Source organism: Microbacterium sp. 4R-513 (assembly GCF_011046485.1).
Taxonomy (GTDB): domain Bacteria; phylum Actinomycetota; class Actinomycetes; order Actinomycetales; family Microbacteriaceae; genus Microbacterium.
The window spans coordinates 865,079-878,831 of the sequence record NZ_CP049256.1 but is presented as its reverse complement, the minus strand read 5'-3'; the positions used below and the strand labels follow the sequence as shown (position 1 = coordinate 878,831).

Here is a 13,753-nt window from a genome sequence, read left to right as displayed (position 1 = left end):
CCGGATAGTGAACGGCGGCCGCTGCGCGCGACGGAGCGCACGTTCCCACTCCCCGCTCGAAACTGGATCCCCCTCTTGCTCGCCACCTTCCTGATCGGCCTGCGCGAAGGCCTCGAAGCCGCGCTCGTCGTGGGCATCCTCGTCGCCTACCTCGCGCGCCTCGGTCGGCGCGACGTCCTCCCCCGGCTCTGGGCCGGCGTGGGTCTCGCCGTGGCTCTCGCCCTCGCGATCGGCGCCGTGCTGACGTTCGGCGCCTACGCCCTCACGTTCGAGGCGCAGGAGCTCATCGGCGGCCTGCTATCCCTCGTCGCCGTCGGCATGGTGACCTGGATGATCTTCTGGATGCAGCGCACCGCGCGCACGATGAAGAAGTCGCTCGAGGGCGGCGTCGACCGCGCTCTCGCGACCGGCGGCCTCTGGGCGATCGTCGTCATCGGCTTCGTCTCCGTCGCGCGCGAGGGCATCGAGACGACCCTGTTGCTGTGGTCGATGGTGCAGTCGTTCGGCGACGCCCCGCAGGCCCTGTTCGGGGCGCTCCTCGGCCTCCTCGTGGCGGCGGTGCTCGGGTGGCTCCTCGCCCGGGGTGCACTGCGGCTGAACCTCCGCCTCTTCTTCACCTGGACCGGCGCGTTCCTCATCGTCGTCGCGGCCGGCGTGCTCGCCTACGCCGTGCACGACCTGCAGGAGGCCGGCGTCCTCCCCGGTCCGTTCACGGCGGCCGCCCCCACCGACCCCGCGACCGGCGCCGTCGCCGTCGGGCTCGCCGGCTTCCCGTTCGGCTGGGCCTTCGACGTCTCGGGCGCCATCCCGCCGGGCAGCGCCCTCGCGACCGTCCTGCAGGCCACCGTCGGCTTCATGCCGGCGATGACCTGGCTGCAGGTCATCGCCTGGACCCTCTACATCGTCATCGTCGGCGCCGTGTGGCTGAGGGGCCTCCGCCAGGGGTCGCCCAAGCCCGCCCGCGAGACCACGTCCTCGCCCACCAGCCCTTCCACGACCACGCTCGCCACGGCCGTCCAGCCGTCGACGCAGCAAGGAGCAGCATGACCGCCCCCCGCCTTCTCGGCGCCTTCGCCCTCGTCGCCGCCGGTTCGGTGGCGCTGGCCGGGTGCGTCGCCAAGACGGATGTCGCGGCATCCGACGCAATCATGGTCTCGTCGACCGCCGACGGCTGCGCCGTCTCGTCCGCCACCGCCACGAGCGGCACGCTGGCGTTCGACGTCACCAACGCCGGCGACCAGGTGACGGAGTTCTACCTCCTCGCCGAGGACGGTCTGCGTATCGTCGGCGAGGCCGAGAACATCGCGCCGGGTGCTTCGCGCACGCTCACCGTCGTCGCCCAGCCGGGAGAGTACTACACCCTCTGCAAGCCGGGCATGGTCGGCGACGGCGTCGGTCGGGCGGCCTTCACCGTCACCGGCGACCGCGTCGCGGCTGAGGGCGACGACGCCGAGCAGAAGAAGCAGGCGGTCGACCTCTACGCCGCCTTCGTGAAGGACCAGGTCGGCCGGCTCGTCCCGGCCGTGGACGAGTTCGTCACGGCGTACGAGTCGGGCGACGACGAGACCGCCCGCACGCAGTTCCCCCAGGTGCGCGCCTACTACGAGCGGATCGAGCCGATCGCCGAGGCGCTCGGCGACCTCGACCCGCGTATCGACTATCGCGAGGTGGACGCCGTCGCCGAGGGCCTCGACTGGACGGGCTTCCACCGCATCGAGAAGGACCTCTGGGTGCCGGCGCAGGATGCGCTCAACGCCGACGGCGAGACGCCCGCGTGGCAGGACTGGGGCCCGTCGACCACCGAGGAGCGGGCGTCGTACGGCGACCAGCTGATCGCCGATGTGCAGGAGCTCTTCGACTACGTCCAGTCCGAGGACTTCGAGTCGACCCTCGAGGACCAGGGCGTCGCGGGACTCTCGAACGGTGCGATCGCGCTCCTCGACGAGGTTGCGACCGGCAAGATCACGGGCGAGGAGGACTGGTGGTCGGGCACCGACCTGTCGGACTTCGCCGCGAACGTCGAGGGGTCGAAGATGGCGTTCTCGCTCGTCGAAGACCTCGCGAAGGCGAAGGGCGACGACGGTGCGGCGCTCGTGGCGCACATCGAGGGCGGCTACAGCGACCTCGAGGCCGCGCTCGCCGAGCACGGCAGCCTGGCGTCGGGCTTCGTGAACTACCGCGAGCTCTCGGAGGACGACAAGCGCGCCCTCACGGACCTGCTCAACGCCCTCGCCGAGCCGCTCTCGCAGCTCACGGTGACCGTGCTGGACTGACATGACTGAGGACTCCTCGACCGCCGCGGACCAGGCCCCGCCCGGCCCCGCTCCCGCCTCCGGCCCGTCCGGGCTCTCGCGGCGTGGGCTCCTCGGCCTTGCGCTCGGTGCGGGAGCGGCGGGCCTGGCGGTCGGAGCCGCGGGCGGGGCGACGACGGCTGCGGCGGTCGCGCGCTCGGAGCGGACGGATGCCGCGGCATCCGCCTACGACTTCTACGGCGCTCACCAGGCCGGCATCACGACGCCCGTGCAGGACCACCTGCACTTCGCGTCGTTCGACATGATGGCTCGCACCGATCGCGACGACCTCGTGTCGCTGCTGCAGGACTGGACGTACGCGGCCTCGCGGATGACCCAGGGCCTCGACGTGAGCGCGACGGGCGCCGTCGGCGGATCGCCCGAGGCGCCGCCCGACGACACGGGAGAGGCGCTCGGCCTGGCGGCGAACGGCCTGACCATCACGTTCGGCTTCGGCCCCACCCTCTTCGACCTCGACGGCACCGACCGCTACGGGATCGCCGGGCAGCGCCCCGCCTCGCTCGAGCGGCTTCCGGCCTTCCTCGGCGATGACCTCGACCCGGCCAAGTCAGGCGGCGACCTCTGCATCCAGGCCTGCGCCGACGATCCCCAGGTCGCCGTGCACGCCGTGCGCAACCTCAGCCGGATCGCCTTCGGCCGTGCGCGCCTGCGCTGGTCGCAGCTCGGCTTCGGCCGGACGTCCCGCACGACGACCGATCAGTCGACGCCGCGCAACCTCTTCGGCTTCAAGGACGGCACCGCCAACATCCTCTCGACCGACACGGCCTCGCTCGACGATCATGTGTGGGTCGCGGCATCCGACGATCCCGCGTGGATGGCGGGAGGGTCTTACCTCGTCGCCCGCAAGATCGCCATGCTCGTCGAGACGTGGGACCGCGTCCGGCTCTCGGAGCAGAACGCGATCGTCGGCCGTGACAAGGGCGAAGGGGCCCCGCTCTCGGGCGGCGGCGAGTTCGCCGAGCCCGACTTCCGGGCGACGGATGCCTCGGGCGCCCCCCGCATCGACCCGAACAGCCACGTGCGGCTCGTCCACCCCTCGCTGAACGGCGGCAACCGGATCCTCCGCCGCGGCTACAACTACGTCGACGGCAACAACGACCTCGGCCGCTTGGACGCGGGCCTCTTCTTCCTGTCATACCAGCGCAGCCCCGAGCAGTTCATCGCGCTGCAGAAGGCGCTCGCGACCGACCGCATGGCGGAGTACGTCCGGCACGTCGGCTCGGGGCTGTGGGCCGTGCCGCGCGGGGCGACGCCCGGGTCGTACGTCGGCGCCGAGCTCTTCGCCTGACGCCGGCGACGTCAAGGTGCACCCTGTCGGCGCCCGCGTGGATACTGGCGGAAGCATCGAAGAGGAGGCCGCCATGGACACCGCCGAACAGACACTCGCCCTCATCGCCGCGCTCGCGGCCGACCCCGAGGCGGCGTCAGATCCGGGGACGCTCGTCCATGCCGACGAGCTCCGCACCGGCCGGGGGCGCCTGCGCATGTTCATCGGCGCCGACCACGGCGCCGGCATCTCGTACTTCTTCGTCGACAACGAGCCCGGCCAGGGGCCGGGGCTGCACCGGCATCCGTACTCCGAGACGTGGTTCGTGCTCGCCGGCGAGGCCGAGATCCGCCTCGGCGACCGGGTGTTCCGCGCTCGGGAGGGCGACACGACGACCGTGCGGCCGGGGCAGTGGCACGGGTTCACGAACGTCGGCGAGGGCCGGCTGCGAGTGCTGTGCATCCACGCGTCGGACCGGATCATCCAGGAGTGGGCCGACGAGCCGGGCGTCCTCGACATCCCGACCCTGTAGCGGAGGCCTCAGACCGCCGAAGGGACGGCCCCGGCGCTCGCGAGCCAGTCCGGATCGAGTCCGCGCGCCGTGAGATCGCGCTTGACGAGGAACAGCTCCCGTGCGTGCTCGTTGACGGTGACCGGGCCGTAGCCGACGCGCAGTCCGAACATCGCCTTCACGTCGGGCCAGGCATCCGTCGTCCGCAAGAATCGGGCGCGGTCCCCGAAGGGGAAGCCGCGCTCGGCGCCATAGCGACGCAGGCGGGCGGGGGAGTCGTAGGCCGGATCGTACGTCACAGCGAGGTGGGCGCGTTCGGCGGGCGACTCCGCGCGCGCCGCCGCCGCGAGCCGGGTGATCGTCAGGGAGCATCTCGCCGGGTTCATGCAGCGCGTGTAGAAGAAGGCGAGCACCGTCTCGCGGCCGGTGAGGGCGTCGGCCAGCGTCGCCGTCCGGCCGTCCTGGTCCTCCACCGGTACGCGCGCGAGCGCCTCGGCATCGAGTGCGGTGACGGATGCCTCGTCCCCCGAGCCCTTCACGGGCGCCGCAGCCTGGGCTCGCACCTCCTCGAGGGTCGCGAGCAGCTCGCCGCGGGCCGTGCGCATCCACGAAGGGGCGACCGTGCCCGCCTGCCAGCGGACGAAGACGTCGTTCGTCGCGAGGCGGTCGGCGGCGTCGCGCAGGAGCGCAGCCCACTCCTCGTCCACGGCCGAGCCGAGGCTGCGCGCGGCGCGCGCCGCGCCCGCCAGCACGATGGGGCTCGCGCTCGTGCGAAGCTCCTCCGCCACGACGGCGCGGGCCGCCAGGCCCGGGATGCCGCGTTCCTCGAACGAGGCGAGCAGGTGGGCGCGGACGCGCTCGGCGTCGGCGGCCGAGAGCCCCGCAGTGTGCGGGGCATCCTGACGCAGCAGATCGGCGGTCACCGGCCGGGAGAGGAGGTCGGCGATGAGGGCGTCGACGGGGCTCGGCATCCGTCAGCCGTTCCCTTCGGGGGCGCGGGACTCGGTGAAGCGGTCGATCGAAGTGCGCAGCGCTCGCGACGAGGTCTCGCCCTTGATCCGGTCGAGGTGCGCGTCGAACGCCGGACCGGCGACGGCGTCGCCCGCCTCGGGCGTGAAGGCGAGAGCCGAGAGCGTCGCGGTGCGCAGCGCGTCGTCTTCGTCGTCGTCGATCACGAGCCCCCGCGCCACCTCCGCGAACGCCTCGGGCGAGGCGGCCTTGAGGCTCATGGCGGCGAGCTCCCGCACCTTCGGCCGCTCGGTCTTGTCGGTGGAGATCTCGGAGAGGAGGCCGACGGAGTCGGGGTCGGCGGCGAGGGCGCGGAGGGCCTCCTCTCGCACCCGGGCGGACCCCGTCCGGGCGAGCTCACGGAAGAGGGGCGCGGCGTCGCCGTGCTCGTCCCGCGCGAGGAAGCGCGTCGCGGTCGCGGCGGGAACGAGCGCCTTGCGCGTGCCCTCGAGACTCTCGCGCAGCAGCTGCTTGCCGACCTCGTCGTCGTCGAGGGTCAGCCGGTCGAGCGCGAGGAAGCGGAGCTGCTTGTCGTCCGAGACCGCGAGCTCCCGGAGCCGCTCGACGAACTCGGCGTGGAACGGCGCGAAGCGCACCGGCTGGAACGCTGCTCCGCCGAGCCGCTCGATGGCCCGCAGCTTCTGGTCGCTCGTCGCCGCTTCGTCGGCGAGGATGTCGAGCAGCAGGCGCACCGCCGTCTCGAACGTGTCGGCGTCGACGAGCATCGTCTCGAGCTCCTCGTCGCTCATCTCGGGGCTGCGCGCGGCAGCGACGCGGCGCGCGCTCAGCGGCTTCGGCCGCGCGCGGCGCTCCTCGGTCAGCTCCTGAACGTACGCCTTCCGCAGGTCTTCGATGTCGTCGCTCACGGGTTCGCTCCCACCAGCTGGAACGGCACGTCGTCGTACGCGAAACCCAGATGGGCCGGAGCGACGGTGCCGAGGTAGTCGATCGTGTCGCGGATGCGCGGGCTCAGGCCAGGGGCATCCGTCATCGGCGAGGTGTTGAGCTGACCGCCCGGAGCCGTCGTCGGACGCGGAGCCTGAAGGGGACCGCCCCACGGCCAGAGCCGGTCGCCGATGCGGTGGCCCGGCAGCGTCGCGCTCATCGCGTAGGCCCGGGCCGCGCCCGGATCGTGGCGCCGGAACGCCCACTGCCACTTCGCCCACAGGCGGTCGACGTTGCAGTGCAGGAGGAAGAAGAGGGGATCCTGCGGCGCGGTGCCGGGGTCGGTGATGACGCCGCTCAGGTGCGCCATGTGCGCGCGCCCGTGGGGATTGCCCTGCATCGACGCGAACGGGGTGAAGTCGGCGACCGGCGAGCCGCCGAGCGCGAGGGTCTGCTGCTCGGTGCGCACGAGCGGAACCGTCTGCGGGCCGACCCCCGGACCGCGCTCGACTCCGGGCAGCGCACCGGCGACCCACCCGCGGAGCGGATTCGTCGGCGTGAACTGCACCCGGTCCTGCGGCCCCGAGACCCCCATGAACTGCCGGGTGAAGACGTTCGGCGCCGCCTGGTCGAAGCGCCAGTACGGCAGCGACACCTCGCCGTCGATGGCCTGCAGCTCGCGCTCGAGGTCGAGCAGGTAGATGCGGTGCCACGGCAGGAAGCCGGTGCCGCCGTGCGCCTCGCGATCCGGCGGCCCCGAGACGTGCATGTCGCGGAAGTCGCGGAACCGTCCGTTGCCCGCTCCGTTGAGCACCGCCATCGCGCGGAGGAACCGGTCGCGCTCGGCCGTCGTCAGGCGGTCGGCGTTCTTGCGGACGCGCACCATCGTCGGGTGGCTCGCGAGGAGCGCGTTCGACGTGCGGTCCCGCACCTCGACGGTCACGTCGCCGAAGGCCGCGCTCGCCGCGGGGAACGCTCCGCCGACCCAGACCGAGACGGCCGAGCCGCTCGCGGGGAGGCTCAGATCGACGGATGCCGCGCCCGCATGCGTCAGCGATGTGGCGAAGGCGAGTCGGCCGCCGCCCGCGGCGCTCCGCGCCGAGACCCGCACGTTCAGCGCGGCTCCCGCCTGCGGCGGCTTGACGGCGATCTTGACCTCGACGGGCCGCCACGTCACGAAGGCCCGGCCGCGGTCGTCGTACCGCGGAAACGTCACAGTCACGCTCATGGCCACCCCACCACGCCCGTCTCCCCGCGATCAGGCTAGCCCTGCCGCGTCCGCGGGTCGAGAGGAGAGTGCTCGTGCGCGCCGACGCGTGTCGTCGGGCGGCCGAAGCGGGACTCGCCGTGCGGGCGCTCACCCGAAGTCGTGCGCGGATGTTGACCGCGGACGCGCGTCGCGGTTGCATCGGACCAGGCGCGCATCGGGGGCTGCCGCGCCCGAGAGGGGCACGTCATGACGGGATTCCTGCCGCGCGAACGGTCCGCCGCCGCGCTGACCGATGAGACGTTCCTGCCGCGCCGGCGCGACGCCCCGCGTCCCTTCGTCCCACCCGAATCCAGGCTGAGGGCCCTCCCGCTCGCGATCGAGCGCCTCGACTCCGCCGACGCGTTCGAGTCGGTCTCGACGCCGGCGAGCGACCTCGTCGCCAACGGGCGGGCGGCGCGATTCCTCGTCGACCGTCGGGATGCCGACGCCCCCGTCGTGCGATTCGTCAACGGCAACTTCACCCGCGACGGACGCGTGCCGACGTCCGCCCAGTCGCACTACTACTTCGGCGTCGAGACGTTCGGGGTGCCGGAGTCGCTCGGCGACTTCAACACCGCGACGTACTTCACGAACGACAAGCGCTACATCGCCGGCACGGTCCGCACGTACGCCCTGGACGGGGCATCCGATCCCGTCTACGGAGTGCAGTTCTATCCGCAGGACGTCATCCGCGAGGAGCTCGTCGTCGAGGCCGTGGGGCTCGTGAAGACGCAGATCGGCATCGCCGGCGCGCGGTTCGCCTTCGTCTCGACGGGTTCCCAGCAGACGACCGCCACCGTGGGCCCGCAGCTCGCGGCGCTCGGGGTCGACGACCTGTCGATCGATCGGATCCTCGGCGGCATCCGCTACCTCCCGCTCAACGCAGGCGAGGCCTGGGGCCACCTCCGCATCTTCCCCACCGACGGCGACGATCTTGCCGCGACCGACATCCCCGTCTTCGACGAACTGCCCCTCGACCTGTCTGTCGTGGCCGGCGTGCTGACGCGGGCCGTGCAGGACACCAACTCGCACGTCAACCTCAAGTCCAAGGAGCGCCGGACGCCGAACGCCGTCTTCCGCGACGCGTCGCCCGACCACCCGCGCCTCGCCCCCTTCGCCGGCCAGCCCGTGCACCTCGTCGTGGGCAGCGACGACTTCACCCTCGAGCCGACCACCGACGACGTGATCGCCGCCAAGCTCGCCGAGCGGATGCAGCGGCCGCTGCTGCGGCTGCAGTGGGAGGCCGAGACCGTCATCCGCTCCTACGACGAGCTCGCCGCCGGCACGGCGCGGCAGACACGCGCCCACTCCGCCCGCTACGGATCGAAGGCCGCGAACCTGGGCTTCCTCGCCCATCGCGCCGTGCTCGGCCGGGTCGGCGACGCCGGCTCGCCCAGCGAGGCGCGCGGGTACGACCTCGTCCCTCGGGGCTTCGCGGTGCCGCTGCAGGCGTACCGCGACTTCATCGAGCACCCGCCGAACACCGACGTCCGCGCGCTGATCGACGCATTCGTCGCCGACGAGCAGGCCGGGCTGCTCTCGCCCCGCGATCGTGCTCGGCGTACCGAGGAGATCCAAGACGGCATCATGGCGGCGTCGTTCCCACCGGGCGCGCTGGAAGCCGTCCGCGCGAAGCTCGACGAGGTGCTGCCCGGCGTCAAGAAGGTCAAGGTGCGCTCGAGTGCCAACGCCGAGGACGTGCCGGACTTCGACGGCGCCGGTCTGCACGACAGCTATTCCGCCGACACCACGAAGCGCGACCGGCCGATCGGGCCCTGCCTGGTCGAGGTCGACGACGACGCCGACGACGGGGAGGTGAAGCGCAAGGTGAAGCCGAAGTCCGTCGGGTGCGCGATCAAGGGCGTCTACGCGAGCCTGTGGAACAAGCGCGCGGTCGAGGAGCGGTCGTTCGCCCGCATCGACCAGACGACCGTCGCGATGGGCCTCGCGATCGTGCCGGCTTACGACACGGACTCCGAGGTCGCCGCGAACACCGTGATCGTCACCCGGGTGCTCAACACGCAGGACGTCTACGGCTACTCCCTTTCGGTGCAGCTGGGGAACAACCTCGTGACGAACCCCGATCCCGGTACATATTCGGAGGTCACCGTCGCCGGGTTCTACTCCGACGACGAGCCCATCAGCCTCACGATCACGCGCTTCGCCAAGCCCGCCCGTGACACCGCCGAGAGGACGGATGCCGTCCTCCCGCGCGACCGGATGCTCGACCTCATCGACATCGCGAAGCGGGTCGAGCGCGCCTACTGCGCCGCGACGCCCGGCTATTACCGCTGGTGCTCGGAGGTCGCAGGAGCGACCGACAAGAAGACCTCGCTCGACCTCGAGCTGAAGATCCTCGAGAGCGGGCACGTCGTGTGCAAGCAGGTGCGCGAGTTCGGCGGACGCTGACCGAGGCGGCGCCGCCGCTAGCCTGGAACGCATGCCGACCCGAGCCCGCCGCGCCTAGATGGTCGAGCTCACCCCGTTCCTCTGGTGCCTGCTGGCGCTCGGCGCGCTGGTCGTCGGCCTGTCCAAGACGGCGCTTCCCGGCGGCGCGACGCTCGCCGTCGCCCTCTTCGCGGCAGTCCTGCCGGCGCGCACCTCCACCGCCACGCTCCTCGTGCTGCTCATCGTCGGAGACGCCTTCGCCCTCCTCATGTACCGCCGGCACGCCGACTGGAAGACGCTCGTGCGCCTGGCCCCCGCCGTCATCGCGGGGCTCGTGGTCGGAGCGGTGTTCCTCGCCCTCGCGGACGACGACTGGGTGCGGCGCACGATCGGCGTCATCCTGCTGATCGTCGTCGCCTTCACCTTCTGGCTGCGGCGGCGCACGGAGAGGTCGGCGGCTCTCGTCGCGGGCGGGCGCGCGGCATCCATCGGCTACGGCACCCTCGGCGGCTTCACGACGATGGTCGCGAACGCCGGCGGCCCCGTCATGTCGATGTACTTCCTCGCCTCCCGCTTCGAGGTCAAGGCGTTCCTCGGGACCGCGGCGTGGTTCTTCGCCATCGTCAACATCGCCAAGCTGCCGTTCGCGATCGGCCTGGGACTGCTCAACACGCACACGCTGCTCATCGACCTCGTGCTCGTGCCCGCCGTCGTCGTCGGCGCCCTCATCGGACGACTGCTCGCCGACCGCATGAATCAGGCCGTCTTCGAGCGCGTGGTCTACATCCTCACGATCGTCGCCGCCGTCTACCTGTTGTTCTGATCCGCGCCGTCGGGCCCGGGCGCTTCGTCGCGGCCGGCTCAGCCCATGCGCACGGTGTCGCGCGGGTTCCGGCCGTATGCCTGGCGGTAGTACCGCGCGAACTTCGAGGGACCGGCGAAGCCCCAGCGGCGGGCGATGTCGGTGACGGATGCCGCGACATCCGCCTTCAATTCGGCATGCGCGCCGTCGAGCCGTACTCGACGCAGGTACTCCGTCGGGGTCAAGTCCAGCGCGCGCTTGAAGGCGTACTGCAGCCCGCGCGTCGAGATGCTCACGGCGGCGGCGATGTCGTCGACGGTGATCGGCTCGCGCGCGTGCTGCTCGATGTGCGCGATCGCCCGCCGCACGGTGCGCGGGGCGGCCTGATGCTGCGCCGCCCGGTCGAGGGCGTCGAGGAAGGTCGTGGGGAAGACCGCCAGCGTCGTGCGCAGGGCGTGCCGCCGCAGCTCGGCTTCGACGAGCGGCTCCGAGAAGCCGGTCGCGGCCATCGACAGCAGGGACGACGACACGTGCTGAAAGGTCCGCTCCCACTGCTCGGCGAGAGCCGCCGCGCGGGGCGAGGCATCCGTCATCTTGAGGACGAGCCGGTCGTCTCCCGTCACCTTCCTCGCGAAGCGCTCGGCGTGATCCCGGGCGAAGACGAACGCGCGCACCTGCGCCCGCCCGTTCCACCGGGCGGTCGTCGGGCCGTCGATGCTCAGCCACGGCTGGCGGGCGTTCAGCTCGCGGGTGGGTGTGCGCACCCAGCCGTCGCGCACGGCGACGCGGCACGCCATGATCTCGTCGCTCGGCTCGATCGCGGACTGCACGGAGGCGGCGAGTTCGTAGCGGACGAGCGAGAAGTCGTCGAGCGCGATCGACGTCCAGTCGAACTCGAAGGTGCGCGGGTCGACCTGATGCAGCTTGGCCGACGGGACGAACTGTCGCCAGGTCTCTTCGACGGCCTGGCCGTCGCGCGACTGCAGCGTGAGCACTTGACTCACGGGGTCCTCCTGCCAGGTGCGGAAACGTCACGCCTGGGCGAGGTCGGCGTTGCGGGAAGTATCCATTGTCATATACCTATGGCAGGAGGGGACGCATCGCGTTCCCATCTAGCGGAGGTAGGCGTCGACGAACAACGGTCCGCGGATGTCGCGGAAGGCGTCGATGAGCCGCTCGACGCCCTTCTTGCCGAGGCCGGAGAGCTGCAGGTCGTGGGGTCCGAGCTTCTCGAGCTTCCCGGTGCGGATCCTCACGACCTCCCATCCCGCCGAGCGCAGCAGCCGGTCCTTGCGGCGGTCGGAATCCTCTCGGGCGCCGACGTGCTCGAGGCCGAACTTGCCGGTGCTGTCGTATTCGACCGCGATCCGCAGCTCGGGGAGCACGAGGTCGGGCCACACCTCGAGATGGCTGAAGAAGGGGCGGCTGACGCGCACGGCGTTGAACCCGGGCGTCACGCCGAGCCGGGCGAACAGGTCTGCCCGCAGCCTCGCCTCGACGGCCGACGCCGGCTTGGGCGCGCACTCGCTCACGAACGGCTCTCCGACCGGAAGAGCGGGCGTCTTCTCGCACAGCGGCCGCGTCGGCCGGGGGCGTTTCGTGCGCGTCTGACCTGCGGGACGCACCCGCTGAGGCTTCGCAAGAGTCGCGCACTCCGGGCACCAGGCCGACCGCCGGCGCTCGGCGCCGGGTCGTGAGCGCTGCTCGCTCGGCGTCGCGGCGAACAGGTGCCCCGCCTCGCACTGCCACAGGAGCAGCACGTCGGCAGCGGGTGGGATCTGGGTCAGCGTGATCCCGGCGTTGAGGTCGGGATGGTACTGCCGGATGAGCATCGGGTACGGCGCCCACGCCTCGCGGTAGGTGCCGATCTCGTACGGCACCTCGACGCCGCGCGAGAACTGACGCCGCGCCCACCACGCCTCGACCCGCTCCGCCATGCCGGGCACAGTACCCGGGACCACCCACATCGGCGCCCGGTGATGCACACTCGTCAGTGCACGTCGACGAAGGAGTTCCCGTGACCGGCAGCACCATCGATCCCCACTTCCGCTCCGCCAGCGACCTGCTGGATCTCGACGACGAGTTCTCGGCGGCCGAGCGCGCCGTGCGCGACACCGTCCGTGAGTTCGTGGGCCGCAGCATCCGTCCCCGCATCGCGGAATGGTTCGAGACGGCGACCTTCCCCGTCGAGATCGTGCCCGAGATCGCGGAGCTGGGTCTTCTGGGGATGCACCTCGACGGCTACGGCTGCGCCGGGCGATCGGCCGTCGAGTACGGGCTCGCGATGCAGGAGCTGGAAGCGGGGGATTCCGGCATCCGGACCTTCGTCTCGGTGCAGGGTTCGCTCGCGATGACCGCGATCCGCCGTCACGGGTCGGAGGAGCAGCGCCAGGAGTGGCTTCCGCGGATGGCGCGCGGCGAGGCGATCGGATGCTTCGGCCTCACCGAGCCGACCGCGGGCTCGGACCCGGCGAGCATGCGCACCACGGCGCGCCTGGAGGGCGGCGAGTGGGTGCTCGAGGGCGCCAAGCGCTGGATCGGCCTCGCGTCGATCGCCGACGTCGCGATCATCTGGGCCCGCGCGGACGAGGGCGTTCGGGGATTCGTGGTGCCGACCTCGACTCCCGGCTTCAGGGCGACGCCGATCGGGCAGAAGCTCTCGATGCGCGCCTCGATCCAGTGCGACATCGAGCTCTGCGATGTGCGGCTGCCCGAGACCGCGGTGCTGCCGGGTGCCATCGGTCTCAAGGGGCCGTTCTCGTGCCTCAACGAGGCCCGCTACGGCATCGCGTGGGGAGCCGTCGGCGCAGCGCGCGACTGCTTCGACGAGACCCTCGCCTATGCCCTCGAGCGACAGCAGTTCGGCCGTCCGCTCGCCGGCTTCCAGCTGACGCAGCAGAAGCTCGTCGACTGGGCGCTCGAGATCCAGAAGGCGCAGCTGCTCGCGCTGCATCTCGGGCGGAGGAAGGATGCCGGGGCGCTCGAGCCGCACATGATCTCGGCGGCGAAGCTCAACAACACCCGCATCGCGATCGAGATCGCCCGCGAGGCCCGCGCCGTCCTCGGCGGCAACGGCATCACCCTCGACCACTCTCCGCTGCGCCATGCCAACAACCTCGAGTCGGTACGGACCTACGAGGGCACCGACGAGGTGCACACGCTGGTGCTCGGGCAGCACATCACCGGCATCCCCGCCTTCCGCGGCTGACCCAGCGCCGGCGGTCGCCGCCACAATGTCGGAGATCGCCACAATGTCGGACCGGCGCGCCGGGCCCGGCTCCGACGATGCGGCTTTCTCCGACGCTGCGGCGAAGACCTGCCAGGCACATGC

At 71.7% G+C, this 13,753-nt stretch carries 12 protein-coding genes; 7 read left to right on the top strand and 5 right to left on the bottom strand.

The genetic code is table 11. From position 1 onward, the window contains the following. The first annotated feature begins 75 nt into the window (after positions 1–75). From efeU to G5T42_RS03750, 4 genes are all read left to right on the top strand, one after another. A complete protein-coding gene (gene efeU / locus G5T42_RS03765) occupies positions 76–1,047 on the top strand; it encodes an iron uptake transporter permease EfeU (protein WP_165125626.1) in 972 nt (323 codons plus the stop codon). Further along, on the top strand, positions 1,044–2,273 hold the full coding sequence (gene efeO / locus G5T42_RS03760; RefSeq protein ID WP_165125623.1) for an iron uptake system protein EfeO: 1,230 nt from the start codon (positions 1,044–1,046) through the stop codon (positions 2,271–2,273). Before efeU ends, efeO begins: the two co-directional genes overlap by 4 nt. 1 nt (position 2,274) lies before the next feature. Continuing rightward, positions 2,275–3,600: an iron uptake transporter deferrochelatase/peroxidase subunit gene (gene efeB, locus G5T42_RS03755; protein ID WP_165125620.1), complete on the top strand. Its 1,326-nt coding sequence runs from the start codon at positions 2,275–2,277 to the stop codon at positions 3,598–3,600. 73 nt (positions 3,601–3,673) lie between these two features. After that, on the top strand, positions 3,674–4,111 hold the full coding sequence (locus G5T42_RS03750) for a cupin domain-containing protein (RefSeq protein WP_165125617.1): 438 nt from the start codon (positions 3,674–3,676) through the stop codon (positions 4,109–4,111). Positions 4,112–4,119: 8 nt separating this feature from the next. On the opposite strand, the gene G5T42_RS03745 is transcribed toward G5T42_RS03750, so the two are convergent. From G5T42_RS03745 to G5T42_RS03735, 3 genes are read right to left on the bottom strand one after another with little or no spacing between them, the layout of a single operon-like run. Next, on the bottom strand, positions 4,120–5,061 hold the full coding sequence (locus G5T42_RS03745) for an SCO family protein (RefSeq protein WP_165125614.1): 942 nt from the start codon (positions 5,059–5,061) through the stop codon (positions 4,120–4,122). 3 nt (positions 5,062–5,064) lie between these two features. After that, complete coding sequence (locus tag G5T42_RS03740) at positions 5,065–5,964, bottom strand: HEAT repeat domain-containing protein (protein WP_165125611.1); 900 nt, start codon at positions 5,962–5,964, stop codon at positions 5,065–5,067. Next, the gene (locus tag G5T42_RS03735; protein ID WP_165125608.1) at positions 5,961–7,211 is read right to left on the bottom strand and encodes a tyrosinase family protein; all 1,251 of its coding nucleotides are present in this window, start codon (positions 7,209–7,211) and stop codon (positions 5,961–5,963) included. The genes G5T42_RS03740 and G5T42_RS03735 overlap by 4 nt, the downstream gene beginning before the upstream one ends. A 228-nt stretch (positions 7,212–7,439) precedes the next feature. Between G5T42_RS03735 and G5T42_RS03730 the strand changes: the two genes are divergently transcribed. After that, positions 7,440–9,641, top strand: a complete 2,202-nt coding sequence (locus G5T42_RS03730) for a PEP/pyruvate-binding domain-containing protein (protein WP_165125605.1) — start codon at positions 7,440–7,442, stop codon at positions 9,639–9,641. A 58-nt stretch (positions 9,642–9,699) separates the two neighbouring features. Then, the gene (locus G5T42_RS03725) at positions 9,700–10,443 is read left to right on the top strand and encodes a sulfite exporter TauE/SafE family protein (RefSeq protein ID WP_165125602.1); all 744 of its coding nucleotides are present in this window, start codon (positions 9,700–9,702) and stop codon (positions 10,441–10,443) included. A 38-nt stretch (positions 10,444–10,481) separates the two neighbouring features. Here G5T42_RS03725 and G5T42_RS03720 read toward each other — a convergent pair whose 3' ends face one another. Both G5T42_RS03720 and G5T42_RS03715 read right to left on the bottom strand, forming a co-directional pair. Next, the gene (locus G5T42_RS03720) at positions 10,482–11,426 is read right to left on the bottom strand and encodes an AraC family transcriptional regulator (RefSeq protein WP_241245946.1); all 945 of its coding nucleotides are present in this window, start codon (positions 11,424–11,426) and stop codon (positions 10,482–10,484) included. A gap of 108 nt (positions 11,427–11,534) precedes the next feature. Next, positions 11,535–12,359, bottom strand: coding sequence for a zinc-ribbon domain-containing protein (locus tag G5T42_RS03715; RefSeq protein ID WP_165125599.1), 825 nt, complete (start codon positions 12,357–12,359; stop codon positions 11,535–11,537). 80 nt (positions 12,360–12,439) lie between these two features. Here G5T42_RS03715 and G5T42_RS03710 point away from each other — a divergent pair, with 80 nt between their 5' ends. Continuing rightward, a complete protein-coding gene (locus G5T42_RS03710) occupies positions 12,440–13,630 on the top strand; it encodes an acyl-CoA dehydrogenase family protein (RefSeq protein WP_165125596.1) in 1,191 nt (396 codons plus the stop codon). Positions 13,631–13,753: the final 123 nt, after the last annotated feature.